This window comes from Microbacterium sp. W1-4-2, from assembly GCF_058349885.2.
Map to the genome: position 1 here is coordinate 815,137 of NZ_JBYRJC020000001.1, position 24,332 is coordinate 839,468.

The 24,332-nt window shown below is 71.4% G+C and carries 24 protein-coding genes; 12 read left to right on the forward strand and 12 right to left on the reverse strand.

Annotated elements, in window-relative coordinates; all coding sequences use genetic code 11:
• Window positions 1–51: 51 nt before the first annotated feature.
• Window positions 52–1,419 carry an NRAMP family divalent metal transporter gene (locus AC3RX0_RS03645; protein WP_491504575.1) on the reverse strand — a complete coding sequence of 456 codons (1,368 nt, stop codon included), beginning with the start codon at window positions 1,417–1,419 and terminating at the stop codon, window positions 52–54.
• A gap of 171 nt (window positions 1,420–1,590) precedes the next feature.
• Window positions 1,591–2,028 carry a VOC family protein gene (locus tag AC3RX0_RS03650; RefSeq protein WP_491504576.1) on the reverse strand — a complete coding sequence of 146 codons (438 nt, stop codon included), beginning with the start codon at window positions 2,026–2,028 and terminating at the stop codon, window positions 1,591–1,593.
• 118 nt (window positions 2,029–2,146) lie between these two features.
• On the opposite strand from AC3RX0_RS03650, the gene AC3RX0_RS03655 reads away from it, so the two are divergent.
• Window positions 2,147–2,845, forward strand: coding sequence for an alpha/beta fold hydrolase (locus AC3RX0_RS03655; protein ID WP_491504577.1), 699 nt, complete (start codon window positions 2,147–2,149; stop codon window positions 2,843–2,845).
• 10 nt (window positions 2,846–2,855) lie between these two features.
• Here AC3RX0_RS03655 and AC3RX0_RS03660 read toward each other — a convergent pair whose 3' ends face one another.
• On the reverse strand, window positions 2,856–3,446 hold the full coding sequence (locus AC3RX0_RS03660; protein ID WP_491504578.1) for a CGNR zinc finger domain-containing protein: 591 nt from the start codon (window positions 3,444–3,446) through the stop codon (window positions 2,856–2,858).
• Window positions 3,447–3,518: 72 nt separating this feature from the next.
• Here AC3RX0_RS03660 and AC3RX0_RS03665 point away from each other — a divergent pair, with 72 nt between their 5' ends.
• The 3 genes from AC3RX0_RS03665 to AC3RX0_RS03675 all read left to right on the forward strand — a co-directional run bounded on the left by AC3RX0_RS03665 (window position 3,519) and on the right by AC3RX0_RS03675 (window position 5,720).
• Window positions 3,519–4,742 (forward strand): MFS transporter, encoded by a 1,224-nt coding sequence (locus AC3RX0_RS03665; RefSeq protein WP_491504579.1) that lies wholly within the window; start codon window positions 3,519–3,521, stop codon window positions 4,740–4,742.
• Window positions 4,743–4,819: 77 nt separating this feature from the next.
• On the forward strand, window positions 4,820–5,152 hold the full coding sequence (locus AC3RX0_RS03670; protein WP_491504580.1) for a hypothetical protein: 333 nt from the start codon (window positions 4,820–4,822) through the stop codon (window positions 5,150–5,152).
• The gene (locus tag AC3RX0_RS03675) at window positions 5,139–5,720 is read left to right on the forward strand and encodes a carboxymuconolactone decarboxylase family protein (protein ID WP_491504581.1); all 582 of its coding nucleotides are present in this window, start codon (window positions 5,139–5,141) and stop codon (window positions 5,718–5,720) included. The genes AC3RX0_RS03670 and AC3RX0_RS03675 overlap by 14 nt, the downstream gene beginning before the upstream one ends.
• A 114-nt stretch (window positions 5,721–5,834) precedes the next feature.
• Here AC3RX0_RS03675 and AC3RX0_RS03680 read toward each other — a convergent pair whose 3' ends face one another.
• Window positions 5,835–7,181, reverse strand: coding sequence for a serine/threonine-protein kinase (locus AC3RX0_RS03680; protein WP_491504582.1), 1,347 nt, complete (start codon window positions 7,179–7,181; stop codon window positions 5,835–5,837).
• A 137-nt stretch (window positions 7,182–7,318) separates the two neighbouring features.
• On the opposite strand from AC3RX0_RS03680, the gene AC3RX0_RS03685 reads away from it, so the two are divergent.
• The 3 genes from AC3RX0_RS03685 to AC3RX0_RS03695 are packed head-to-tail and all read left to right on the forward strand — an operon-like array spanning window position 7,319 to window position 9,372.
• On the forward strand, window positions 7,319–7,642 hold the full coding sequence (locus tag AC3RX0_RS03685) for a YchJ family protein (protein WP_491504583.1): 324 nt from the start codon (window positions 7,319–7,321) through the stop codon (window positions 7,640–7,642).
• 34 nt (window positions 7,643–7,676) lie between these two features.
• On the forward strand, window positions 7,677–8,516 hold the full coding sequence (locus tag AC3RX0_RS03690) for a DNA-formamidopyrimidine glycosylase family protein (protein WP_491504584.1): 840 nt from the start codon (window positions 7,677–7,679) through the stop codon (window positions 8,514–8,516).
• Between the two features lie 49 nt (window positions 8,517–8,565).
• Entirely contained in the window at window positions 8,566–9,372 is an 807-nt protein-coding gene (locus AC3RX0_RS03695) for a DUF1206 domain-containing protein (RefSeq protein WP_491504585.1), read from the forward strand.
• A 4-nt stretch (window positions 9,373–9,376) separates the two neighbouring features.
• Here AC3RX0_RS03695 and AC3RX0_RS03700 read toward each other — a convergent pair whose 3' ends face one another.
• The gene (locus AC3RX0_RS03700) at window positions 9,377–9,754 is read right to left on the reverse strand and encodes a VOC family protein (protein WP_491504586.1); all 378 of its coding nucleotides are present in this window, start codon (window positions 9,752–9,754) and stop codon (window positions 9,377–9,379) included.
• Window positions 9,755–9,813: 59 nt separating this feature from the next.
• Here AC3RX0_RS03700 and AC3RX0_RS03705 point away from each other — a divergent pair, with 59 nt between their 5' ends.
• Together AC3RX0_RS03705 and AC3RX0_RS03710 are read left to right on the forward strand one after the other, a co-directional pair.
• On the forward strand, window positions 9,814–10,563 hold the full coding sequence (locus AC3RX0_RS03705; protein WP_491505372.1) for an ABC transporter permease: 750 nt from the start codon (window positions 9,814–9,816) through the stop codon (window positions 10,561–10,563).
• A gap of 291 nt (window positions 10,564–10,854) precedes the next feature.
• A complete protein-coding gene (locus tag AC3RX0_RS03710; protein WP_491504587.1) occupies window positions 10,855–11,322 on the forward strand; it encodes a methyltransferase family protein in 468 nt (155 codons plus the stop codon).
• A gap of 195 nt (window positions 11,323–11,517) precedes the next feature.
• On the opposite strand, the gene AC3RX0_RS03715 is transcribed toward AC3RX0_RS03710, so the two are convergent.
• Complete coding sequence (locus AC3RX0_RS03715; RefSeq protein ID WP_491504588.1) at window positions 11,518–12,150, reverse strand: hypothetical protein; 633 nt, start codon at window positions 12,148–12,150, stop codon at window positions 11,518–11,520.
• A gap of 55 nt (window positions 12,151–12,205) precedes the next feature.
• Complete coding sequence (locus tag AC3RX0_RS03720) at window positions 12,206–13,672, reverse strand: MDR family MFS transporter (protein ID WP_491504589.1); 1,467 nt, start codon at window positions 13,670–13,672, stop codon at window positions 12,206–12,208.
• 204 nt (window positions 13,673–13,876) lie between these two features.
• On the opposite strand from AC3RX0_RS03720, the gene AC3RX0_RS03725 reads away from it, so the two are divergent.
• Window positions 13,877–14,506 (forward strand): DUF1345 domain-containing protein, encoded by a 630-nt coding sequence (locus tag AC3RX0_RS03725; protein ID WP_491504590.1) that lies wholly within the window; start codon window positions 13,877–13,879, stop codon window positions 14,504–14,506.
• Between the two features lie 59 nt (window positions 14,507–14,565).
• The gene (locus AC3RX0_RS03730; RefSeq protein WP_491505373.1) at window positions 14,566–16,524 is read left to right on the forward strand and encodes an ABC transporter ATP-binding protein; all 1,959 of its coding nucleotides are present in this window, start codon (window positions 14,566–14,568) and stop codon (window positions 16,522–16,524) included.
• A 13-nt stretch (window positions 16,525–16,537) separates the two neighbouring features.
• Here the strand turns inward: AC3RX0_RS03730 and AC3RX0_RS03735 are convergent, their stop codons facing one another.
• The 5 genes from AC3RX0_RS03735 to AC3RX0_RS03755 are packed head-to-tail and all read right to left on the reverse strand — an operon-like array spanning window position 16,538 to window position 22,099.
• Window positions 16,538–17,683 carry a cysteine desulfurase family protein gene (locus AC3RX0_RS03735; protein ID WP_491504591.1) on the reverse strand — a complete coding sequence of 382 codons (1,146 nt, stop codon included), beginning with the start codon at window positions 17,681–17,683 and terminating at the stop codon, window positions 16,538–16,540.
• 3 nt (window positions 17,684–17,686) lie between these two features.
• Entirely contained in the window at window positions 17,687–18,541 is an 855-nt protein-coding gene (nadC, locus tag AC3RX0_RS03740) for a carboxylating nicotinate-nucleotide diphosphorylase (protein WP_491504592.1), read from the reverse strand.
• On the reverse strand, window positions 18,541–20,055 hold the full coding sequence (nadB, locus tag AC3RX0_RS03745) for an L-aspartate oxidase (protein ID WP_491504593.1): 1,515 nt from the start codon (window positions 20,053–20,055) through the stop codon (window positions 18,541–18,543). The genes nadC and nadB overlap by 1 nt, the downstream gene beginning before the upstream one ends.
• Window positions 20,052–21,389, reverse strand: a complete 1,338-nt coding sequence (gene nadA / locus AC3RX0_RS03750; protein ID WP_491505374.1) for a quinolinate synthase NadA — start codon at window positions 21,387–21,389, stop codon at window positions 20,052–20,054. Before nadA ends, nadB begins: the two co-directional genes overlap by 4 nt.
• An 11-nt stretch (window positions 21,390–21,400) precedes the next feature.
• Window positions 21,401–22,099: an NUDIX hydrolase gene (locus tag AC3RX0_RS03755; protein ID WP_491504594.1), complete on the reverse strand. Its 699-nt coding sequence runs from the start codon at window positions 22,097–22,099 to the stop codon at window positions 21,401–21,403.
• A gap of 205 nt (window positions 22,100–22,304) precedes the next feature.
• Between AC3RX0_RS03755 and AC3RX0_RS03760 the strand changes: the two genes are divergently transcribed.
• On the forward strand, window positions 22,305–24,257 hold the full coding sequence (locus AC3RX0_RS03760) for a glycosyltransferase family 2 protein (protein WP_491504595.1): 1,953 nt from the start codon (window positions 22,305–22,307) through the stop codon (window positions 24,255–24,257).
• Window positions 24,258–24,332: the final 75 nt, after the last annotated feature.

Below are 24,332 nucleotides of genomic sequence, written 5' to 3' on the forward strand. Positions count from 1 at the left end.
CGTTGAGCGGGCGAAGCGAGACGACACGCGCATCCTGACGGCCGTGCCCGGTCACCCACCCGTGATCGTGTACCACGTGCCGTAGACGCCGGCCGCGCACATCACACCCGTCACGATCCAGCCGAGCGTCCGCGCGAGGTGACCGTTGCGGTACTTCCCCATCAGCCTCCGGTCGGCGGAGATGATCATCATGATGATCAGGAAGGGACCGGCAGCGATCCCGTTGACGGTCGCCGACAGCACCAGGATCTGGATCGGGTTGTGGACGACGACGGACAGCAGGATCCCGGCGATCAGGCCGACGGCCAGCAGGATGTAGAAGAGCGGTGCCCGCCGGGGCGAATCCTCCAGTCCCCACGGCTTGTCGAGCAGACCCGACATGCCCGCGGCGCCGGCGGCGGCGAGCACGGGTACCGCGAGGATGCCCGAGCCGATGAATCCGACGGCGAACAGCAGACTTGCGGAGGTGCCCGCAATCGGCTGCAATGCCTGAGCGGCCTCGGCGGCGCTGCCGATCCGTTTGTGATGAGCACCGAGCGTCGCGGCGCTGGCCACCATGATCGCGAACATGATGAGCACGGAGAACGTCATCCCCGTGAACACGTCCAGCCGGCCGGTCTTCAAGCGACGTCGGGCCTGGCGCGGGGAGCGGTCATCCAGGTCCGGGGCGTCTTCTCCGTTCAGGTCTTCGGAGCGCAGCTCTTCGACGCGTTGGGCGGTCTGCCAGAAGAACATGTACGGACTGATGGTCGTGCCCAGCACAGCGACGATGAGGCTCCAATACGCGGTGCTCCACTTCACCCGCATGCCCACCAGCCCCTGAAGCACCTCGCCCCATTGGACGTGACTGACGAACAGCACTCCGACGTACACGAGCAGCGCGAGGCACAGCCATTTGAAGATCCGCCCGATCCACTCGAACGACCCTGCGACGACCGCCACTCCGATGCCGACACCGGCGATCGCCGACCAGAGCGGGGCGGGTCCCGCGTGCAGCAGCTGTACGCCTTGGCCGATCGCCATCAGGTCGGCGGCGAGGTTCAGGGTGTTGGCGACGATCAACGCGGCGATCAGAATCCCGATCACCGTTCGGGCGCCGTGCGAGAACCGACGGCGGATGAGCTTGCCGAAGCTGTCGCCGGTCGCCAAGGCCATCCGGTCGCAGATCTCCTGCGTCGCCATCATCAGCGGGAGGCTGACCGGCACCGTCCACAGCGCACCGGCGCTGTAGGTTGCTCCGGCCTGTGCGTACGTCGCGATGCCGGAGGGGTCGTCGTCGGCGGCACCCGTGACCAGTCCCGGACCGAGCGCCCGGAAGAAGGTCGCGATCGGTCCCCGGTGCTTGCCCTCAGGTTCCCCGCCGCTCTCGGTCTTCGTGCCGGTCGCGCCCGAGGAATCCGGTGTGTCCTGCTTGCTCACGCCGCGCCCCACTCTCGTCACTCGTCGGCCTTGCGCCGAACGGGCCCCGGAGCAGGCGGTGATCGGCCTTCGGCTGCGGGATCGGTCGCAGGTTATCCAGGCGAGTCCGGCTGCATCCAGGGGATTGACACGAGCTCATCCCCTCCGATCGGGCATCCGTGCCTCCGGCCTTCAGGCCAGCTCTTCGGCGAGACCGATGAGGATGCCTTCGGGCCCGCGTATGTAGCACAGGCGATACGCGTCTTCGTATCGGACCACATCGTCGCCGACGAGCGCGACTCCATGATCGCGCAGACGAGCGAGGGTGCCGTCGAGGTCGTCCACCGCGAACATGACGCGCAGGTAGCCGAGGGCGTTCACCGGGGCGGTCCGGTGATCGGCGACCACGGCCGGCTCGATGAACCGCGAGAGCTCGATGCGGCTGTGCCCGTCGGGAGTGCGCATCATCGCGATCTCGACGCGCTGATCGCGCAGGCCCGTGACACGCCCGGCCCATTCGCCCTCCACCGCCGCCTGCCCTTCGAGCTCGAGCCCGAGCTCTTCGAAGAACGCGATCGCCGCGGCGAGGTCCTCGACGACGATGCCGACGTTGTCCATCCTCACGGTCATGGCGTCATCCTAGGAGGGGTGGGATGCCGGGGCCCCTCGGTTTCTGAAGTCGCCCGCCTTCGGGTTCAATGGATGGGACTGTTCGCCGAACGCGACCGCGACGAGAGGACTCACGACGATGAGCCAGACCCGCATCTTCGAGCCCGACGGCCGTGCCATCCCGTATGTGGACGAGGGGACCGGCCCCGGCGTCGTGCTGCTGCCGGGCCGCGGGCTGAACACCGACTATCTCGGCACGCTGGCCAGCATGCTCGTCGAGGCCGATCACCGCCTCGTGCTCATCGGCTCGCGCCGGCCGTCGCCGGATGCGGACGGCCTGACGATGCACGATGTCGCTCAGGACGTCGTCGACGTGATGGATCACGTCGGCCTCGAGCACGCGTGGGTGGGCGGGCATGCGTTCGGCGGATCGGTCGCGCGCACGGTCGCTCTCGACCACACCGATCGAGTGAACGGCGTGCTGCTGCTCGGTGTCGAGACGGCGGCTGCGGTAACCGACGACGTGGCACGCGAGATGGATGCCGAGATCTCACAGGTCCTCGACTTCGCGCGCGACACCGAGGCCGGCCCGCTGCAGGACGCCGCGCTCGCGGCCACGCCCGAAGTGGAGTGGGCGACCCCGGCGGCCCACGTTCCGGTGCTCGTGATCCAGGCCACGCACGACCGGGTCACGCCGCCGGCGAACGGCCAGGCTCTGCAGGCCTCGGCGCCCGACCGGGTGAGCGTCGTCAGCGTCGAGGGCGGGGGGCACCTCTTCCCGGGCACTCACGCCGGCGCCACCGCCTGGGCCATCGAGGACTACCTCGACTGGGATTGAGACCGCGCCGTCACGTGGACTTCGCGCGCTCGTAGTGGGCGCGCACGCGATTGCGGTTGCCGCAATCGGCCGAGCTGCACCAGCGCCGGTTGTGCTGTCGCGACGTGTCGAGGAAGACCCATCCGCAGAATCGGTCCTCGCACCGGTGGAACCGGGCGATGGCATCAGATGTCAGCAGCCGGGCGAACTCGAGCGCGAGAAGATGCCGCGGCGCCGACAGGTCGACGGTCACGGGCGACCAGTGCCAGCGCCCCTCCGTGTCGCGCACGAGCCGGCTCTCGGCGTGCGCTGAGACGAGATCGCGCGGGAGGCGCTCGGGGCTCCGGCCGTCGACGAGCGCGTCGTAGGTGTCGTCCCGCAGGGCGAGGATGCGCTCGTGTTCGACGGAGGCGCGCCCGTGCTGCGCTCGCGCCGTCCGCGCCAGCGCTTCCGCTTCGCTCGCCGGAATCAGACCGGACTGCGCCATCCAGGCGAGAACGTGCGCGTAGTCGGGCAGCCCCTCGTTGCATCGGGTCGGGTCGAGGCGCCAGCCGACCGTGTTGAAGAAGTCGACGGCGACGTCTCCGCCGATCCTGACCGGTGAGAGCTCCGGCAGCCGCATGATCTAACTCCCTTCCGCCTGCTGACATGTTAGCGTGAGTGCGTAATGGGCATGCCCGAACAGAGGAGTTAGATGATGAGACGGCCGTCGGGGTTCGCCGTGCTGTGGGCGTCGCAGGCGACATCGAACACGGCCGACGGCATCCTCGCCGCGGGGGCACCACTGCTGATGGCATCGTTCACCCGGGATCCGCTGGCCGTCGCCGGCATGACCGTCGTCCAGTTCCTTCCCTGGCTGCTGTTCACCCTGCCCGCCGGCGCGCTCGCGGACCGTGCCGATCGCCGCCACATCCTGGTCGGCGGCAATCTGCTGCGCACGGCCGGGTTCGCCTTGCTCGCCGCGTCGATCGCGCTCGGGTGGCAGAGCGTCTGGCTCCTCTACGCCGCGGTCTTCGTCGCCGGGGCCGCAGAGACGCTCGTCGACAACGCCGCCCTCACCGTCCCGCCCCGCCTCGTGCCGCGGCATCGGCTCGAACGCGCGAACGGCAGGCTCTTCGCGACCCAGTCGGTCGTGAACACGTTCATCGGTCCGCCGCTCGGCTCGTCACTCATGGCGATCGCGGGCACTCTCGCCTTCTTCAGCAGCGCCGGCCTGTTCGCGGTCGCGGGCCTGGCCGCGCTGCTGCTTCCCCGGCTGCTGCCGACGGCCGGGGACGAGGCATCCGCCCCCACCGCCGCGAGCTCGGTCGCCGCCGACATCAGAGCCGGCTGGCGCCATTTCTGGGACCACGAGCTGCTGCGTCGTGTGGCGTTCATCTCGGCCGCGATCAATCTCTTCGGAACCATGACCGGCGCGCTCCTCGTGCTGCTCGCCACCGGGCCGCTCGGCGTTCCCGACGCGTTGTACGGCGTGTTCATCGCGGTTCCGGCGGCCGGGGCGATCCTGGGTTCTCTGATCGCCGAGCGGGTGATTCCGCTCATCGGCGGCGGCCCCGTGACCTGGATGGCCGCGCTCGTGCCGGCGGCCAGCTACGCGCTGCTGGGACTCGGCGCCGGGATCGTGGTGGTGCTCGCCGGCATGTTCCTGGCTGCGATCGCGACCGCGTGCAACCAGGTCGTCGTCTCGACGCTTCGCCAGGCCGCCGTGCCCGATGCGCTGCTCGGGCGCGTCACGGCCGCATACCGCCTGGTGGTGCTCGGCGTCGTCCCGCTCGGCGGCCTGCTCGGCGGAGTCCTCGGCTCGGTCTGGGGCGTCCCGCAGACGTTCGCCGCGGCGGGCGCGGGCCTCGCCGTGGCCGCGGTGTTCCTCGCCCCGCGGGTCACCACTCGGGCTCTGCGCCGTGCCGAACTCGTCTGACCCGCGGACGGGCGGGTCGCGTCGTCGGGCACGGGTCGTCCGGGCCGGCGTCCCGGCGGTTGGAGTAGGTTCGCAGGATGAGCGGCGAGCAGACGCACGCGCACCTCGCGGATGCGCTGAGGCGACGGGTGCACGACTCGGGCGTGATCGACCCCCGACTGCGCACCGGACTCGTCGACGCGGCAGCCAGCGAGTCCAGCGAACTGCCCGAGCCTTACCGTGACCTCGCGCACACGATCGCCCATGCGTCGTACCGCGTGACCGACGAGCAGGTCGCCGCTGTCCGGCAGGCGGCCGGTTCGGACAGGGCCGCGTTCGAGGTCGTGATCGCTGCGAGCGTCGGTGCGGGACTTCGTCGGTGGGATGCCGCGTCCCTCGCGATCCGAGAGGCCGCGGATGCGTCTTCCTGACGTCGAGCGCGGCGACACCGTCATGCACCGCACGATGATCCGGATGATCTCGCGGCTTGCCGGTTACCGGCTGCCGGATGCCGCCCGCGTCGCCTTCTACGACAAGGCGTTCGTGGGGCCGGCGCTCGGCGCATGGACGCAGCACGCGATGCGAGGACCCAGCACGTGGTCGGTGTCGGAGCGCGAACTGATGGCTGCGCAGGTCGCGGCATGGAACTCGTGCCCGTTCTGCGTCGGCGCCCACGGGGCGATCGCGGTGAAAGGCATCGACCGCGCGCTCGTCGACGCCGTGCTGTCGGATTACACCGCGGCGCCGATCTCCGATCGTCTGCGGGCGGCGTTGACGTTCCTCGACAGGATGACGAACGATCCCGATCGACTGGATGCGCGCGACGCCGAGACGGCCATGGCGGCAGGGCTGACCGTGCAGGACCTGACGGACGCGGCGGCCGTCGGCGCCGTGTTCGCCGTCATCACCCGGAATGCGAACGCGCTGGACTTCGAGATCCCGGATGCCGCCGACTTCGACCGTGCCGCCGACATGCTGCTCAAGCGCGGGTATTCGTGAACCGCGCACCGAGCCATCGGCCTGGTCGGATTGCGCAGGAGTCCGGTCGTGCATGTGCAACTGCGTCAGGTGAACGATCGGCTGCGCCGACGATGACAGCGCTGCTTGCCGGCGTCATCCTTGCGGACCGGCCGATGCCCGGGGCGTGTGCTGTGCCCGGCCGTTGTTCTCGGATCGCTTCGTGGCGTTCTTGACCCACCCGGGACTCGTGCTGCTGGTGGCAGCCGTCGGCTGGGCGGACGGCTGCCGAGGAGCTGTGTTCGTGCCAGAGCGGTCGGAGACCGCGTGCGTCGAGGTATCGGCGGCGGGCGTCGTCGGCGCCGCCGGCGCGGGGGCAGGGAGGACCACCACGCGTGGAGGCTGGGAGTTGTCGGCGGAGACCCCGGGATCGGCCGCGGTCATCCAGAGCATCGCGGGGACCGTGATCAGAGCCGTCGCGCCCGCGGCGATGGCGGACGTCAGCCATCGGCTGCGCGGCCGGCGGCGGGCGTGCGCGGCCGCCGGGGCGGTGCCCACGGCACCGAGACCCGCGGCCGGTTCCTGCACCGGTGCCGTGGCATGGCGCCGCGCCGGAACGGGAGGAGGCAGGGCCACCGGAAGCTGCACCGCCCGCTCTCCGGTGCGTCCGGCGACGTCCGCGACCGTCTGTGCGACCTCCGACGCGGTGGGACGCCGTGCGGGGTCGGAATCCGTCATCTGCTTCAGGAGCGCCGACCAGTGCGGCCCGACCTCGTCGGGCACGCGCGGCGGCTCGAGCAGTCGGGCCAGCACGGCCGAGATGCCGGAGGCCTGCGGGAACGCCCGCTGACCGGTGAGCGCTTCGAGCAGCACCAGACCGAGGGCGTAGATGTCGGCGGCCGGAGCGGCGGCCTCACCGTGCAGCTGCTCGGGGGAGAGATACACCGCCGTTCCCACCACGGTGCCGGGAGAGGTCAATCGTGCGCCGTCGAGCAGGGACGCGACGCCGAAATCCGCGAGCTTGGCTTGGAAGGGCCGGCCCGGCTGCGACGCCGGAGCCAGCAGCACGTTCGAGGGCTTCACATCGCGGTGCACGATGCCGGCGGCATGCGCGGCGGCCAGGCCCGCAGCCACATCCCCGGCCAGGTGCGCGCACTCGTCGGCCGAGAGCGGCCCGGTCAGAAGCCTCTGCGCGAGCGTCGTCCCGGCGATGAACTCCATCACGAGATAGCCGGTGCGCCCGGGAACCAGCCGTGCGTCCAGCAGGGTGACCAGCGACGGGTGGTTGAGCGTCGCCAAAGCGCTGGCCTCGTTGCGCGCCCGCTCGGGCGAGGTGAGCACGTCCGAGCCGGTGCGCATCATCTTCACGGCCACGGTGCGTCCGAGCACGACATCCTCGGCACGATAGACCTCGGCCATCCCGCCTTCGCCCACACGCTCGTGCAGCTGGTAGCGACCGTCGAGCATGACCGAAGTGGGTTCCGGATCGTGCGGTTCGCTCACGATCGCCTCCTCCGCTGGGGTGCAGTGACAGTGTGACGCTATGTCCTGGAGATGACTTCGGTCTTCCCTCTTGACATCGTGCGAACGGCGTGCGAAAAGCGCGGGGCCGCGCGCCCGCGACGCCGTATCGTGGGGACATGGACGAACCCGTGACCGCACAGCAGCTGATGCGTTCGCGGTTCGACGCCTTCCGCCGCGGGGACGCCGCCTGGCTGCTGCGCACGTGGCATCCCTCCACGCGGCCCTTACAGCTCGACCTCGCCGAGAACCCCCGGTGGCGAGGGCTGCAGATCGTCGACACGGTCGCGGGCGGAGCGGGCGACGACACCGGCGTCGTCGAGTTCCGGGCGACCTATCTGACCGACGACGGCGGCATCGGCATCCTGCACGAACGCTCGCGCTTCGTGCGCGAGAACGGACGATGGTTCTACGTGGACGGCGAGGTCACAGTCCCGACGTGAGCGCGGCGTCCGCGGTCGGTGACAGGATGGCGGTATGCCCGAGTCGCCGGAGGTGCAGGCGCTCGTCGAGTGGCTCGACGGGCGGTTGACCGGATGCCGCATCCACGGCGCCGATCTCATCGAGTTCCGCGCTCTCAAGACGCGCGCACGTCCGTTGACGTCGGTCGTCGGGCGGACGATCGAAGGGGTGGGCCGGTTCGGCAAGTTCGTCGACCTGCGGCTGGGCGACGGGCATCTGGTGGTCTCGCTCGGCCGGCACGGCTGGATCCGGTGGACCGACGCGGATGCCGCCTCGCCGCACGACGCACCGCCGGGTGACGCGCCGCCGGCGCTGGCCGTGCTCGCCGTCGACGGCGGTGCGATCGAGTTCACCGACGCCGGATCGTGGGTGTCGCTCGGGCTGTGGCTCGTGGACGAGCCCACGGACGTGCCGGGCATCGCGAAACTCGGCCCGGACCCCCTCGACCCCGGATTCTCGCGAGACGCCGTCGATCGTGCCGTCGCCCGCCGCCGCAAGCAGCTGAAGGCGATCCTGCAGGAGCAGGAGTCGTTCGCCGGCATCGGCAACGCGTACTCCGACGAGATCCTGCACCGGGCCCGGCTGTCGCCGGTCGTGCACGGCGACACCCTGACAGGCGACGAGCTCGAGCGCCTCTTCGAGGCGATGCGCGACGAGCTCTCCGAAGCGACGAGCGCTCGCCGCGGCATCCGGATCGACGCGCTCAAGCAGGCGAAGACCGACGCGATGCGGGTGCACGGGCGCGGGGGAGACGCCTGCCCGGTCTGCGGCGGGATCGTCCAGGATCTCGCATTCGGCGGGACGACAGCCCAGTACTGCCCGACGTGTCAGATCGGTGGGGAGGTCCTGGCCTGATCGCGCAAGGGGGATGCCCTGACGGCTCGCTGGTTCTACTGTTCTGAGAATGGGACTCGGGGAAGAGGCGAGGGGCGCCGCTCGCAGGGCCGACTCCGCGCCGGCTCTCGAATGGCTCGCGCGAGCGGGATTCGCGGCCGTGGGCACGATCCACATCCTGCTCGGCATCCTGGTCATCGCGGTCGTGTTCGGGGCGCCGGCCGACAGCAGCGAATCCGGCGCGCTGAAGGCGATCGCCGGCGCACCGGCAGGATTCATCGTCCTCTGGGTGCTCGCGATCACCCTGTGGTGTCTCGCGATCCGTGAGGTGCTCGACGGCATCCTCGAGCGCGGAGAACCCGAGCGCAGGTGGCGGCGACGCATCTCGCAGTGGTCTCGAGCGCTCGTCTACCTCGTGCTCGGCGGCATCGCCGCGGCCGTGGCTCTCGGATCGCGGCCGAACCCCAAGCGGTCGGGCCAAGACATCAGCCGCACCCTGCTGGCGCTGCCCGGCGGGGTGTTCCTGCTGGCCGCCACCGGGCTCGGCATCGGCGCCGCCGGCATCGCCTTCGCCGTCATCGGCATCCGCCGCGGCTTTCGCAAGAAGCTCGCGCTGCCGGCCGGCGAGCCCGGCCGGCTCGTCGTGGCGCTGGGGGCGGTCGGCTATGTCGCCAAGGGGGTGGCGCTGGTCATCGTCGGTGTCGTCGTGGTCGTGGCGGCCGTGCGTTTCGATCCGACCGCGGTGGGTGGATTGGATGCCGCGATGTCGGCGCTGCTGGCCGTCCCGTTCGGGCACGTTCTGACCACGGCCGTCGGCGTCGGCTTCGTCGTGTACGGCGTGTTCTGCGTGCTCCGGGCGTGGTTCGCGAAGCTGTGAGACCTCAGCGCGCACTCCATCCCGGCCATCCGGCGGCGTCGATCACGCAGAACCGGTTGCCTTCGGGGTCTTCCAGAATGATGTAGTCGGCGTCTGCGGGCCTGCGGTCCCAGTGCACCACGCGGGCGCCGAGGTCGGTCAGCCGTCGTACCTCGGCATCCTGATCCTCGGCATACAGGTCGAGGTGGATGCGCGGAGGTACGGTCCGCTCCGAGGCATGCGCATCCAACGACACGTTCGGCCCCACTCCGGTGCGCGGGTGCAACAGGGCGAAGTCGTCGTCGATCGGCTCGCGCGCCGCATAGTCGAGCGCCTGGGACCAGAACGCGATCTGACGGGCGAGGTCCGACACGCGCAAGACGATCGATCCGACGACCAGCATCCCTCCACGCTACTGCGCGACCCGCGGCATAGAGTCTCAGTGTGATCGTGACCGCGTGGGTGGATGTGCCGCCCGACGTGCTGCCGTCGGTCGTGGGCGTGGCGATCCTCGCAGCGATCACCACGATCGTGCTCACGGTGTTCCACGTGCCGCACGTGTGGGCGCCTCTGCGGGCGATCGCCCGCGGCGCGGTGCAGCTCGCCGTGATCAGCGTGATCCTGTCGGGCATCATCACGAGCCCCGTGTGGATCGGCGTGGCCCTCGTCGTCATGCTGTGCATCGCCGCCTCCGTCGCCACCGGCCGGATCGGGTGGTCGCGGCGGGCCGCGCTCACGATGTCGACCTCGATCGTCGCCGGTGTGCTCATCGCCGGCGGCACCGTGTTCGCGACCGGCGCCCTCGAGTTCACCTCGCGCTATGCGCTGGCGATCGGCGCGATCATCATCGGCAATGCGATGAGCATCGCCACGCTCACCGGTCGCATGTTCACGTCGGGCGTCGTCGACCACTGGGACGAAGTGGAGGGATGGCTCGCCCTGGGCGCCCCGCCGCGTGCGTCGACGATCCACCTCGCGCGGCGCGCGGTGCGCGAGGCGCTGGTCCCCACGATCGATCAGACCCGCACCACGGGTCTCGTCGTGCTGCCCGGCGCGTTCGTCGGGGCGATCTTCGGCGGCATCTCGCCGATCGAGGCCGGACGCTTCCAGCTCGTCGTGCTCGCCGCGATCCTGGCGGCCGGCTCGGTGACGGCCGCCCTGGTCGTCTCATGGATGGGTCCGGTGCGCGTCAAGCCCGTCCCCCTGGGCTGAGTGCGACGGACCGATCGCAGTGAGTCTTTTCACGGTCCTTGCCGTGCCGCCGCGTCGTTGATACCTCGCTCACCCGCATCTTCACGCCGATGGTCGCGCTGCTGCTGATCGCGTTCATCGTGGTCGCCGCGGTGCAGGGCAGCATGGTCGACGACGGGCGGACCCTGCTGATCGTGTTCGATCTCGTGCTGCTGGTGGTCGTGACCCTGCTGCTGTACTCGATCTCGCCGTCGTCGTCGTCGTGTTCCCGCCGGTCTTCGCGTTCGTCTGATGCGGGCGTAGCGTGGGCCCATGAGCACGAAGAACGCCCCGGCGATGCCCCCGCCCGTGATCCTCGCCGCCGCGGGCGCCGCGCAGGTCGTGATCACCCGCCGCTGCACGCCGACCGCGCGCTCCACCGCCTTCGCAGGGTTGATCGCCGGCGCCAGCGCGATCCTGGCCGGCTCTGCCGTCGCCGCGCTGCGCCGCAACGACACGGCGATCACGCCCGAACATCCCGAGCGCACCCGGCGTCTGGTCACCAGCGGACCCTTCGCGCGCACCCGCAACCCCATCTATCTCGCCCTGGCCGGGCTGCTGGTCGCGCACGCCGTGTACCGGCGTTCGATGTTCGCCCTCCTTCCTGCGGTCGCGTTCGTCCGGCTCATCGACCGGATGCAGATCCCGTACGAGGAGCGCGCGCTGGCCAAGCGCTTCGGTGCGCGCTACCGGCGTTACCGCGCCGCCGTGCCGCGCTGGCTGGGGGCCCCGGACGCCTGATGTCTGCGGGCCCGCGGCCGGGCTGCGACATCCCGTCTACCATGGAGGCATGGCGACCTCGAACCTCCCCACTCCCACGCTTCAGCCCGTCCCCGACGGGGCGGACCTGCTCACCGTCGTCGAGGACGGCGCATCGTGCTGCGGCGGGGGCTGCTGCTCGGTCGAGTGACGCGTCGGGCGACGCCGGCGGACTGCTCAGAGGTCGCTGAAGTCGTTGCCCGCGATCTGGATCTGCGACACCGTGTCGCCGGTCATGACCAACAGGGCGTACTCGCGCCCGACCTCGCCGGGCCGCGCCAACGATGCGGTCCCGGGCACGTCTCGCGCTCCCACGCCGAGCTGCTCGGGAAGGTCGTCCTGCGCCTTCCACACCGTGAACGCCCCCGCGGCCATCGCCTGCGCGCGTGTCGATCCGACGGCGACCCCCGTGTCGGTGCGCAGCGGGACGCCGTTGGCCGTCGGCTGCAGGATCGTGAGCGAAGCCCGGCCGCCCATCACCGACACCGTCACGGCACCGAACGCGTACGACGTGAAGTCGTACTCGTCGTCCTTCGTGACCTTCGGATCGGCGACCGCGGTGTGCGTCTTCCAGAACGCCACGACGGCGTCGGGGTCGTCGTAGGCCACGACGGCGGTGCGAGCGCCGTCGGCGTACGTGGCGCCGTCCAGTGCGATCACGATCTCGGGCGCCGACGTCGGCGTGGCTGCGGACGCCGCCGGCACCACCGGGGGCGTGCTCGAGGTCGCACCCGGCGCGGCGGTCGATGCGCATCCGGTCAGCAGCAGCGAGACGGCCAGAGCCGGAACGGCGAGACGGGGCACGCGCATGGCTCACGGTATCGCCCGGGATCGGTGAGCTGTGAGCGGCTGCCCGCCCTCGTGATCAGACCGTGACGTCGGTCGCGGGCGCCTCGTCGGGCTCGTCCGCCGGCTTGCGGATGAAGAACGAGCCCACGATGATCGGCAGCGCGACGATCGCCGCGATCAGGAATGCGGCCTGCGTGCCCGCGGCCGTGACGTGGCCGGGCTCGGCGCCCTGCGCCGTCGACACCGCCGCCATCGCGGCGATCATCACCGCGACGCCGGCCGCCCCGGCGACCTGCTGGACGGTGCCCAGCACCGCGCTGCCGTATGAGTAGAACTTGCGGGTCAGCGAGGCGAGGGATGCCGTGAACAGCGGTGTGAACGACAGCGCGAGCCCGATCGACAGCGCCGTCTGCGCCGCGACGATCAGCCACACCGGAGTGGTCGCGTTCAGGGTCGTGTACAGCCACAGGACCCCGGCGGCGATGATCGAGCCGGGGATCAGCAGCACCCGCGTGCCGCGCGCGTCGTAGATCCGCCCGATCACGGGGCCGAGCAGACCCATCGCGAGCGATCCCGGCAGCAGGATCAGGCCCGAGTCGACGGCCTTCAGACCGTGCACGTCCTGCAGGTACAGCGGCAGCGCGGTGATCGCCCCGAAGAACGCGAACGAGAGCAGGGCCATCTGCCCGATCGACAGCGAGAAGTTCGCTGAGCGGAACACGCGCAGGTCGAGCAGCGCATCGTCGTCGCGCTGCAGGCGCACCTGGCGCCACAGGAATGCGGCGAGGGCGACGACGCCGACGACCAGGGCGCTGATCATCCACAGGCGCGCGGTGCCGCCCGCATTGCCGACCGCGCCGATCTGGCTCAGCCCGTACACCAGCCCGCCGAAGCCGAAGGCCGACAGCACGATCGAGAACGGGTCGATGGGCGCACGCGTCTGCTCGCCAACGTTGTGGATCCACTTCGCGCCGATTCCGAGGGCGATCAGGGCGATCGGCAGCACCACGCCGAAGTTCCAGCGCCACGTGAAGTTGTCGAGCAGGAAGCCCGACAGCGACGGGCCGATCGCCGGGGCGAGCGCTATCACGACGCTCACGCGACCCATCATGCGCCCTCGGGCCGCCGGCGCGACCACCGTCATGAGCGTGGTCATCAGCAGCGGCATCATGATCGCGGTGCCCGAGGCCTGCACGACGCGGGCGACCACCAGCATCCCGAACCCGGGTGAGACGAGGGCCAGCAGCGTGCCCAGCGAGAACAGCGACATCGCGGTGATGAACATCCCGCGCGTCGTGAACCGCTGCAGCAGGAATCCGGTGATCGGGATGACGACGGCCATGGTGAGCATGAACGCCGTGGTCAGCCACTGGGCGGCGACCGCGGTGATGTGCAGATCGACGATCAGGTGCGGGATCGCGACCCCCATCGTGGTCTCGTTCAGGATCGCGACGAAGGCGGCCGCCAGCAGCAGCCAGATCACACGGGAATCGTCGCGCACGACGGGGACGGAATCCGTCTGACGGGTGTCGGTGGCGGCCATGGCGGTCTCCTGGATGGTCTGGACGGTGAGGTCGTGTCGAAGGGAGATGAGGGACGAGCGGGATGCCGTCGGCGCACGTGAGACCGTGCGTGGGCCGTCGACGGGGTCGGCGTCGAAGGGAGAACGAGTACGCCCGAAAGCGAACTCCAAGGATAACGGCGGCGTCCGACATCGCATTCCCGCGGAGCATGCCACGATGGGCGCATGGTGTGGCATTCGAGGGTCATCCTGCGCGGCATCGTCGCGCTGGCGGCCGGGGCGATCGTGGCGGTCGTGCTGATGCCGCTGCTGGGGACCGCCGCAGGCCTGCTCGGCGGATGGACGATCACGGCGCTCACCGGCTCCGTATGGAGCCTGCTGGCGGTGTGGCGGATGGATGCCGCGCAGACCCGGGCGCACGCCACCGCCGAGGACCCGGGCCGGCGCGCCACCCGGGTCATCTCGGTGTTCGGCAGCATCATCAGCATCGCGGCCGTCATCGTGGTGCTGACCCAGACCCATCAGTCGCACGGCGTGAAGGCGTTCGTGCTCGCCGGGATCGCGCTGGCCAGCGTCGCGGCATCCTGGCTGCTCATTCAGACCTCGTACCTGCTGCGCCTGGCGGACGTCTACTACACCGAGCCCGTCGGCGGGATCGTGTTCAACCAGGACGAGGACCCCGCCTACCCCGACTTCGCCTACGTCGCGTTCGGCGTCGGGCTGACTTATCAGGTGGCCGACACGAACGTCACGAGCAGTACGGTGCGCCGGGTGATCATGGCGCAGTCGCTGCTGGGCTTCATGTTCACCGCGATCATCCTCGGCGCCGTGATCAACCTCATCGCGGGACTGTGATGGCCCCTCGCGCGGCCCCGGATCGTGGGGGAGCCCCCGGCTAGGCTGACCGCGTGAGCATGGGCGGGCGCGGCGGCGGATTCCGCGGGGTCGACATCGACGCGCAGCGGCGGCTGAACGCGCAGGCGCCCCGCGTGGCGCATCTCGGGGGGCGCGTGGCGGTGCTGTTCCGGCCCTATCTCGCCCGGCTGGCGGCCACGGTCGTGCTCGTCGTCGTGGGCGCGGGGGTCGCCGTGATCCCGCCGCTGATCGTCCAGCGCGTGTTCGACGACGCGCTGTTCCCGCTCCGTGGCGGCGGCCCCGACATCGCCCTCCTGATCCGGCTCGTCGCGGCCATGATCGTGCTGTTCCTGGTCTCGGCGGGGCTCGGGCTCACCCAGACCTGGCTGACCGCGACCGTCGGCAACCGCGTGACCGGCGACCTGCGCGTGCGCCTGTTCGACCACCTGCAGGCCATGGAGCTGGGCTTTTTCACCCGGACGAAGACCGGCGTGATCCAGTCCCGCCTGCAGAACGACGTCGGCGCGGTCTCGAGCGTGCTCACCAACACGATCACGAGCATCCTCGGCAACGCCGTCACGGTGATCGCGTCGCTGGTGGCGATGATCCTGATCGACTGGCGCCTGACGATCATCGCGGTGATCCTGATGCCGATCCTCGCGGTCGTGCAGCGTCGCGTCGGGCAGGTGCGGGCGCGGATCGCCAGCCAGACCCAGGAGTCGCTGTCGGAGCTGACGGCCATCACCCAAGAGACCCTCAGCGTGTCGGGGATCCTGCTGTCGAAGTCGTTCAACCGGCAGCGGACCGAATCGGGGCGCTACGCGGAGGAGAACGGCAACCAGATCCGGCTGCAGGTGCGCCAGGCCATGAGCGGGCAAGGGTTCTTCGCCCTCGTGAGCGTGCTGATGGCGAGCGTGCCGGCGATCATCTACCTGGTCGCCGGCTACCTCGTCGCCGGCGGGGCCGGCGAGATCACCGCCGGCACGATCGTCGCGTTCACCACCGTGCAGGCGCGTCTGCTGCAGCCGCTCATGGGTCTCATGCGCGTCGCGCTCGACCTGCAGACCTCGTCGGCGGTGTTCGCCCGCATCTTCGAGTACCTCGACCTCGTGCCTGCGATCGCCGATGCGCCGGGGGCGGTCGACGTCTCCTCCGGCGGCGGACCGGTGGGCCGGGTCGAGTTCCGGGACGTCGTGTTCCGCTACCCGGACGCGGCATCCGATTCGCGGCCCACCCTCGACCGGGTGTCGTTCACGGCCGAGCCCGGACAGCACGTGGCGTTCGTCGGGCCCTCCGGCGCCGGCAAGACGACGATCCTGTATCTCACGCCGCGCATGTACGAGGCATCCGGCGGGGCCGTCCTGTTCGCCGGCAGCGACGTGCGCACGCTCGCGTACGAGTCGATCATCGACAACGTCGGCATCGTGTCGCAGGAGACGTATCTGTTCCACGCCACGATCCGCGAGAACCTGCGCTACGCGAAGCCCGATGCGAGCGACGAAGAGCTGTTCGCGGCGTGCCGGGCCGCGAACATCCACCACATCATCGCCGGCTTCGCGCAGGGCTACGACACCGTGGTCGGCGAGCGTGGCTACCGCCTGTCGGGCGGCGAGAAGCAGCGCATCGCGATCGCCCGCGTACTGCTGAAGGACCCGCCGGTGTTGCTGCTCGACGAGGCCACCTCCGCCCTCGACACCGTGTCGGAGCGCGTCGTGCAGTCCGCGCTCGAGACCGCGGCCCGCGGGCGGACGACGCTGTCGATCGCGCATCGCCTGTCGACCGTGATCGGCGCCGACGTCATCCACGTCGTCGACGCCGGACGCATCGTCGAGACCGGCACGCACGCCCAGCTGCTCGCCCGCGGCGGGCTGTACGCCCAGCTCGCCGCGCAGCAGCTGGCGGCGAGCCGGGTCCTCGAGGCGGAAGAGGAGGCGGAGGAGGTGGATGCTGCGGCCGCGGCGCCCGCGTACCCCGAGCGTCGTGCGGACCAGCCGCCGGACGGCATGCGCGGCGGGTAGTGGCAGCTTTGCGTCATGGGGCTGATGCGCCGGTGACGGCGGCGACGGATGCCGCGACCGCGTCGGCCACGGCATCCAGACCCCGGCGCAGCCCGTGCGGGAACGTGAACCGGATCGCCGTCTGCGCCGTCTCGCCGTCGATGCCCATCGCGAGCAGGACGTGCGAGGGCTCGTCGGCGCCGGCCGCGCACGCCGAGCCCGACGATGAGACCACGCCGCGCCGTTCGAGCTCGAGCAGCACGGCCTCGCCGCTGGTCCCCGCGAACGTGAACGACGCGGTCGCCGGCAGCCGGCGCACCGGATCGCCGGTCAAGCGCGCCTGCGGCACGCGGCCCAGCACCTGGGCGATGAACGCGTCGCGCAGCGGAGCGAGGGCTGCGGCATCCTCTTCCCTCTCGCTCTCGGCGAGTTCGAGCGCCCGCGCCAGCCCCACGGCCCCGGCGACGTCCTGCGTGCCGCTGCGCCGGCCGCGTTCCTGTCCGCCGCCGTGCAGCAGCGGTTCGACCGGCACGCGCCCGGCGACCGCGAGTGCGCCCGTGCCCTTGGGGGCTCCGATCTTGTGGCCGGCGATCGCGATCGCAGCGGCCCCCGTACCCGACAGCGGCAGCCACCCGGCGGCCTGCACGGCGTCGAGGTGCAGCGGCACGGTGCGGGCGCGGCAGACGGCGGCGAGGGATGCCACGTCCTGCACCGTGCCGACCTCGTTGTTCGCGTACCCGACGCTCACGAGGGCGGTGTCGTCGCGGATCGCCGCGTCGACGGCGGCGGGATCCACCCGCCCGTCGGCGCCGACCGCGACCAGGGTCGCCTCGAACCCGTGCACCCGCTGCAGGTAGCCGACCGATTCGAGGATCGCCTCGTGCTCGATGGGCAGCGTCACGACGTGCCGCGCCCCACGGGCCAGCGCCGCGGCGATCGCGATGCCCTTCACCGCGAGATTGTCGGCCTCGGTGCCGCCCGAGGTGAACACGACCTCGCTCGCGCGCATCCCGAGCACGCGTGCGACGCGGGCGCGGGCGTCGTCGAGCGCGTCGGCCGCCGCCTCGCCCACGGTGTGGTGGCTCGACGGGTTGCCGAACGCGCGGGTGAGGAACGGCGTCATCGCCTCGAGCACTTCGCGGCGCACCGGGGTGGTCGCGGCGTTGTCGAGATAGAGCATCGGCTATGCCTCGATGCGCAGATCCAGGCCGAGGTCGACCGCCCGGGCGCCGTGCGTGAGCGCGCCCACCGAGATCACGTCGACGCCGGTCTCGGCGATCGACCGCACGGTCTCGAGGCTCACCCCGCCGGACGCCTCGACGATCGCGCGTCCGGCCACCTGGGCGATGCCCGCGCGCAGATCGTCGAGCGAGAAGTTGTCGAGCATGATCGTGCCGATCCCCGCGGCGAGCACAGGCTCGATCTGATCGAGCCGGTCGACCTCGACCTCGACGTGGGTCGTGTGCGGCAGCCGGCCGATCGCGCGGCGCAGCGCCTCGGTGACGCTGAGCCCCTGCGCGGTGAGCACGCCGAGGTGATTGTCTTTGGCCATCACGGCATCCGACAGCGAATGGCGATGATTGTTCCCGCCGCCGCAGCGCACCGCGTGCTTCTCGAACGCGCGCAGGCCCGGCGTGGTCTTGCGGGTGTCGACGATGCGTGCCCCGGTGTGGGCGACCTCGGCGACGTAGCGGGCGGTGAGGGTGGCGATGCCCGACATCCGCTGCACGAAGTTCAGTCCGACCCGTTCGGCGGTGAGCACCGCGCGGGCGGGCCCGCTGACCGTCGCCAGCACGTCGCCGGGTGCGAACGCGTCACCGTCGGCCGCGTGCCGTACGACGTCGACCCGCGGATCGGTCAGCGTGAAAGCGGCTGCGAACGCGTCACCGCCGGCGAACACGCCGGGCTCGCGGGCGACGAGGTCGGCGCGGGCGATCGCGGTCTCCGGAATCAGTGCCTCGCTGGTCGCGTCGCCCCACGGGGCGTCTTCGGCGAGAGCGGCGGCGACGGCCGTGTCGATCTGGGCGCGGGTCAGCATCAGGAGGCCTCCAGGCGGGCGGGGAGCGAGAGCGTGTCATCGGTGCGGAAATGGGCGCCGATCGACGTCGTGCGCGCCGCCGCTGCGGCCACCACGGCGCGGGCCAGCTGCAGTAGGTTGTGGTCCTCGTGCTCGGCGACCGTGTGCGCGCTGCCCGCTTCGGCGGCCCACGCCGCGAGGATGTCGGCGGCCCGGGCGAGGCCCGCGGCACTCCGCGCGAGCCCGGCATGTTCCCACATCAGTCGCTGCAGGGCCGCGCGAGAGAACGTCGGGGCACCGGCCGTCGGCGACGCATCGGCGGGCGTGATCGCGGTGGGCGGCGTCGCCGGGGTCACGGGCCGGAGAGTGGATGCCGTGTCTCGCGCGACGACGTCGCCCGTGCGGGCGCCGAACACGGCGCCCTCCAGCAGCGAGTTCGAGGCCAGCCGGTTGGCCCCGTGCACCCCGGTGCGGGCGCACTCGCCGACCGCGTACAGCCCGGCGATGCTCGTGCGGCCGTGCAGGTCGGTGGCGATGCCGCCCATCAGGTAGTGCGCGGCCGGGGTCACCGGGATCGGGTCGCGCGCCCAGTCGAGCCCCCGCGCGCGCACGGCGGCGTCGATCGTGGGAAAGCGCCGGGCGAGGAACGCGGCATCCATGCCGGTCGCGTCCAGCCGCACGGGGCGGCCGCCCTGCTCGTCCATGCGCTCGGCGATCGCCCGTGCGACGACGTCTCGCGGCGCGAGCTCGCCGTCGGGGTGCGTGTCGAACAGGAACCGGCGGCCCTCGTCGTCGACGATCGCCGCGCCTTCGCCGCGCACCGCCTCGGACACCAGGAACGCCTCACCGGCGAGCACCGTGGGATGGAACTGCACGAACTCCAGGTCGGCGACCGCGGCCCCCGCGCGCTGCGCCGCGGCGATGCCGTCGCCGGTGGCGACCGCCGGATTCGTGGTGTGCGCGTACAGCTGCCCGGCGCCTCCGGTCGCGAGGATCACGGCATCCGCGGGAAGGAGGTCGCGCCGCCCCGAGGTGAGCAGCTCGACGCCGGTCACCCGCCGTGCCGTGACGACGAGATCGATCAGGAAGGCATACTCGACCACCCGCACACCACTTGCGCGCAGCGCCGCGATCAGGGCGTCTTCGATCGTGCGGCCGGTCGCGTCGCCGCCGGCGTGGACGACGCGGGGGTACGAGTGCGCAGCCTCCAGCCCCCGGGCGAAGTCCCCGGATCCGTCGCGGTCGAACGAGACGCCGCGGGCGATGAGCTCGGCAATCCGGGCAGGCGCCTGGCGGGTCAGCACGTCGATCGCCGCACGGTCGCCGATCCCGGCGCCGGCGGCCAGCGTGTCCCGCGCATGTGCAGCGGGACTGTCATCCTCGAACAGGGCCGCGGCGACGCCCCCCTGCGCGAACGTCGTGTTCGCGGCATCCATCGTCCCCTTCGTGACGAGGGTCACCGTGCACGACGCGGCGGCGTGCAGCGCGGCGGTGATGCCCGCGATGCCGCTGCCGACCACGATGACGTGGGTCATGAGGCGTTCTCCCACGCGCCCGCGGGCGCGGCCGGGGGCTTTGCCGCGAGCATCCGCTCGAGGGCGACGCGGGCGGGTTCGGCGACGTCGGCGGGCACCTGGACGCGGTTGCGCACCTCGCCGTCGAGCAGGCCCTCGAGCACCCACGCCATATAGCCGGGATGGATGCGGTACATCGTCGAGCACGGGCACACGACCGGGTCGAGGCAGAAGATCGTGTGCTGCGGGTTCGCGGCGGCCAGCCGCTGCACGAGGTTGATCTCGGTGCCGATCGCGAACACAGTGGGCTCGGTGGCGCCTTCGATCGCCCGGCGGATGTAATCGGTCGACCCGGACTCGTCGGCGGCGTCCACCACGGGCGCGGGACACTCCGGGTGCACGATCACGCGCACCCCCGGGTGCTCGGCGCGGGCCTTGGCGATCTGGTCGACCGTGAAGCGCTTGTGCACCGAGCAGAACCCGTGCCACAGGATCACGCGGGCCTCGCGCAGCGCGTCGGGCTCGGCCCCGCCGAGCGGGCGCCGCGGGTTCCACATCGGCATGTGCTCCTCGGCCACGCCCATGGCCTTGGCCGTGTTGCGGCCCAGGTGCTGGTCGGGGAAGAAGAGCACCCGGCGTCCGCGGGCGAACGCCCACTCGAGCACCGTGCGCGCGTTCGACGACGTGCACACGATGCCGCCGTGCCGACCGACGAAGCCCTTGATGGCCGCCGACGAGTTCATGTACGTGACGGGCACGATCGGCACGAGACCGTCGGCGTCGGGCGTGTCGAGGTCGCCGTACAGGTCGGTCAGCTGCTCCCAGCACTCCTCGACCTCGTCGATCGAGGCCATGTCGGCCATCGAGCATCCGGCGGCGAGGTTGGGCAGGATGACGGCCTGATCGGGGCCCGACAGCAGGTCGGCGGTCTCGGCCATGAAGTGCACGCCGCAGAACACGATCGCCTCGGCCTCGGGGTGCGTCTTGGCGGCGTTCGCGAGCTGGAACGAGTCGCCCACGTAGTCGGCGTGCACGACGACCTCTTCGCGCTGGTAGAAGTGGCCGAGGATCACGACCCGGTCGCCGAGGGCCTGCTTCGCCGCGCGCACGCGTGCGGCGAGCTCGTCGGCCGAGGCATCCCGGTACTCCTGCGGCAGCCCGCCCTGCACGGGCGCGCCCGTGGGGATGACGTCGCCCATCGAGGCGCCCGGGCCGTATCCCGGAACCGGGTCGAAGTCCCAGGGCGCGGCGACGAGGTCCATCGTGCACGCCTCCTGCGCGGATGTGCCGGCGGCGATCGCCTGCAGGGCGTGGTCGACGGATGCGTCGGTCAGGGTCAGGGGAGAGGTGGCCATCATGCCTCGATTCATCGGGTGTCCGAACCGGGCCCGCGCTGGGCGAGCTCGACGTCGCGGTCGTATCGGTACAGGCGCGCCGGCCGGTGGCTGCCGGTGCGGAAGCGGTCGGTGGGGATCAGGGTGCCGGATGCCTCGGCCTGCCGGCGGAAGTTCGCCGGGTCCAGGCGCCGGCCGAGGATGGACTCGTAGGCCTCGCGCAGGTCGGCGAGGGTGAACTCGTCGGCCAGCAGACCGTGCGCGATGCGCGAGTAGCCGACCTTGTTGCGCAGGCGCCACAGCGCGTAGGCGACGATGTCTGTGTGGTCGAACGCGAGCGGCGGCAGCGCGTCGGCGTCGAACCACCGCACGTTCTCGGGCCCGTCGCCTGCGGCATCGTGGGCGGCGCGCTGCGCGTCGACCTCGTCCTGCCGCAGCAGCGCCCAGTACACGATCGAGACGACCCGGCCGGGCGAGCGGTCCACGTCGCCGAACGCGTACAGCTGCTCGAGGTAGCTCGGGGCGAGCCCGGTCGTGGAGGCGAGTGTCCGCGAGGCCGCGGCATCCAGCCCCTCGGCCGCGTCGAGCCAGCCGCCGGGCAGCGCCCACAGCCCTTCGTACGGCTCGCGGGTGCGGCGCACGAGGGGCAGCGCGAGGATCGCGCCGCCGGGGGCCGGGCGGAGCGTGAAGATCACCGTCGAGACGGCGACACGGATCGATGGGGCGCTCATGTCGGGTTCAGGTCTGGATGACTCTAAGTACGGGACCGATCTTAGGGTCACCGTGACAAGAAGTGCAACCCGCGGACGACACGCAGACGACACAATCGCGTTCGCGGGACGGGTGACGCTCCGGCGTCACCGCCCGGCAGTACTGTGGAGCGCCGGACCACCGTCGCCGCCGGATGGGCGGCGGGGCCAGAATGAAGGGCCGATCGTGATCGCAGTGACCGTCGTGGTGCCGACCTATCGATCGACGTCCCACCTCGATGAGCTCGTGGCGAGCCTGGACGCGCAGACGATGCCGCAGGACGAGTTCGAGGTCGTGCTCGTGGACGACGGATCGCCCGACGACACGTTCGCCCGGCTCGAGGGCTACGCGCGCACCCGTCCGAACTATCGCGCGTTCCGGCTGGAGCCGTCCGGCTGGCCCTCGCGCCCCCGCAACCACGGCATCGACCAGGCCCGCGGCGAGTACGTCGTGTTCATCGACCACGACGATCGGCTGTTCCCCGACGCGCTGCGCGCCGCGTTCGCGCTGGCCTCGCGCACGCACGCGGACGTGCTCGACGGCAAGGAGTCCAAGAGCGACACCCCCGGCTGGGCGATGCGCGACGTCGCCGTCGACGTCGACAACGCGATCGACTGGGTCGAGCCGCATCCGCTGCTGCCCATGAACCCGCACAAGATGTTCCGCACGACGTTCCTGCGCGAGAAGGGGGTGCGCTTTCCCGAGGGCGGGCGGCAGATCTGGGAGGACATCCACTTCGACATCGCCGCCCACGCCCGCGCCGACGTCGTCTCGCTCATGGTCTCGACGCCCTTCTATTACTGGAACCGGCCCGAGCACCGCACGACGAGCGGCACGTTCCACGACGATCTGGACGAGTATCTGGACGCCGTGGCCCGCGTGTTCCGGTGGATCGACGAGGAGCTCGACCAGCCGCGCTTCGCCGAGCTGCTGCCACGGTTCCGCGCCTATCAGCTGCACATGCGGATCCTGCCGCTGTTCCGCTGGAAGGAGCGCACGCCCGCCCAGCGCGACCGCATCCGCGTGTTCACCGCCGCGATCCTGCCGACGATCCCGGACGACGCCGACCGGTACCTCGATCCGTGGCGGCGGATCAAGACGGCGCTGCTGCGGGCGGGCCGCTACGACCTGATCGACGCGCACGAGCGCACGTTCCCGGGTCTGCCGTGCGTGCCGACGACCCCCGGCCCGCAGTGGAGCGCCGACGGACTGCGCCTGGACGTCGATCTCGTGTGGCGGTTCGCGCGCAAGAACGCCGAGGGGGTGGATGCCGCGACCGTGCGCCGCGAGGGAGACCGGGCGGTGCTCGCGCTCGACCCCGCGGTGGCCGCGTTCGCTCGCGAGCGGGGGCTGCCCACCGATGTGACCGACGACGTCCGCGCGGTGACGTACTCGGTGGACCGGCGCTCGCGCACCGAGAAGATCGACTGGCTGCTTGAGCACGGATCGGGCGCCGAGCTGGTGACGACGGCCGGGCCGGGCGCGCCCGACTCGGCCGAACTGCGGGCGCGCACGAGCGTCCGGTGGGACTTCGAGGAGGAGGGCGGTTCGCACGAGCGCCTGCACGACGGCCCGTGGGACCTGTACGTGCGCACGATCGCGATGCGCACGCGCGTGGTCCCGCAGGTGCGCACGACGTGGACCGGCCGCAGCTGGGCCGTGGTGCGCGGGCGGCTCGCTGTCGCCTACCGGACCCAGAACGACTGCCTCAGCATCGACGTGGGGCAGACGCTGTTCAGCGTGGTCGACGACCCCCGCACCCGCGCGGTCGCGGAGCGGGACGGCGACCGGGTGCGCCTGCGCATCGACCTGCCGCATGTGGCCGTGTACTCGTCGCTCGAGCTGCCGGGGCGCCTGATCGACGAGCGCGGCCGGACCGTGGCATCCTGCCTGCTCGTCGCCGGCGAGGGCCGCGCCGTCATCGAGGCGACCGTCCCCGCACACGCGGCGAGCCTGCGGGTCGTGTTCGGGACGACGCGCTCGCGGCTGCGACTGCGCGTGCGCTCCGGCGGCGCGGTGCGTGTGACCGTCGGCGCCGGTCCCCGGTGGAGCCCGCGCCGAGCGGCCAGGGGCGCGTGGAGCCGGCTGCCGACGAGCTTCCGGCGGCGCCTGTGGTACTGGCGCCACCGGCGACGCTGACCACGGTCCGGCACGCATGACCCGCTCCCGCTGTGCCGTCCGGGGCCCGTCGAGCAGAGACACAGACGCGGCCCG

Excerpts from the sequence above, each read along its gene's own strand:
- AC3RX0_RS03730 (WP_491505373.1), top strand. The coding sequence starts at position 14,566 with ATGGGCGGGCGCGGCGGCGGATTCCGCGGGGTCGACATCGACGCGCAG.
- nadA (WP_491505374.1), bottom strand. The coding sequence starts at position 21,389 with ATGGCCACCTCTCCCCTGACCCTGACCGACGCATCCGTCGACCACGCC.
- AC3RX0_RS03665 (WP_491504579.1), top strand. The coding sequence starts at position 3,519 with ATGATGAGACGGCCGTCGGGGTTCGCCGTGCTGTGGGCGTCGCAGGCG.
- AC3RX0_RS03690 (WP_491504584.1), top strand. The coding sequence starts at position 7,677 with ATGCCCGAGTCGCCGGAGGTGCAGGCGCTCGTCGAGTGGCTCGACGGG.
- AC3RX0_RS03660 (WP_491504578.1), bottom strand. The coding sequence starts at position 3,446 with ATGCGGCTGCCGGAGCTCTCACCGGTCAGGATCGGCGGAGACGTCGCC.
- nadB (WP_491504593.1), bottom strand. The coding sequence starts at position 20,055 with ATGACCCACGTCATCGTGGTCGGCAGCGGCATCGCGGGCATCACCGCC.
- AC3RX0_RS03720 (WP_491504589.1), bottom strand. The coding sequence starts at position 13,672 with ATGGCCGCCACCGACACCCGTCAGACGGATTCCGTCCCCGTCGTGCGC.
- AC3RX0_RS03755 (WP_491504594.1), bottom strand. The coding sequence starts at position 22,099 with ATGAGCGCCCCATCGATCCGTGTCGCCGTCTCGACGGTGATCTTCACG.
- AC3RX0_RS03685 (WP_491504583.1), top strand. The coding sequence starts at position 7,319 with ATGGACGAACCCGTGACCGCACAGCAGCTGATGCGTTCGCGGTTCGAC.
- AC3RX0_RS03700 (WP_491504586.1), bottom strand. The coding sequence starts at position 9,754 with ATGCTGGTCGTCGGATCGATCGTCTTGCGCGTGTCGGACCTCGCCCGT.
- AC3RX0_RS03725 (WP_491504590.1), top strand. The coding sequence starts at position 13,877 with ATGGTGTGGCATTCGAGGGTCATCCTGCGCGGCATCGTCGCGCTGGCG.
- AC3RX0_RS03715 (WP_491504588.1), bottom strand. The coding sequence starts at position 12,150 with ATGCGCGTGCCCCGTCTCGCCGTTCCGGCTCTGGCCGTCTCGCTGCTG.
- AC3RX0_RS03695 (WP_491504585.1), top strand. The coding sequence starts at position 8,566 with ATGGGACTCGGGGAAGAGGCGAGGGGCGCCGCTCGCAGGGCCGACTCC.
- AC3RX0_RS03735 (WP_491504591.1), bottom strand. The coding sequence starts at position 17,683 with ATGCTCTATCTCGACAACGCCGCGACCACCCCGGTGCGCCGCGAAGTG.
- AC3RX0_RS03710 (WP_491504587.1), top strand. The coding sequence starts at position 10,855 with ATGAGCACGAAGAACGCCCCGGCGATGCCCCCGCCCGTGATCCTCGCC.
- nadC (WP_491504592.1), bottom strand. The coding sequence starts at position 18,541 with ATGCTGACCCGCGCCCAGATCGACACGGCCGTCGCCGCCGCTCTCGCC.
- AC3RX0_RS03670 (WP_491504580.1), top strand. The coding sequence starts at position 4,820 with ATGAGCGGCGAGCAGACGCACGCGCACCTCGCGGATGCGCTGAGGCGA.
- AC3RX0_RS03655 (WP_491504577.1), top strand. The coding sequence starts at position 2,147 with ATGAGCCAGACCCGCATCTTCGAGCCCGACGGCCGTGCCATCCCGTAT.
- AC3RX0_RS03650 (WP_491504576.1), bottom strand. The coding sequence starts at position 2,028 with ATGACCGTGAGGATGGACAACGTCGGCATCGTCGTCGAGGACCTCGCC.
- AC3RX0_RS03675 (WP_491504581.1), top strand. The coding sequence starts at position 5,139 with ATGCGTCTTCCTGACGTCGAGCGCGGCGACACCGTCATGCACCGCACG.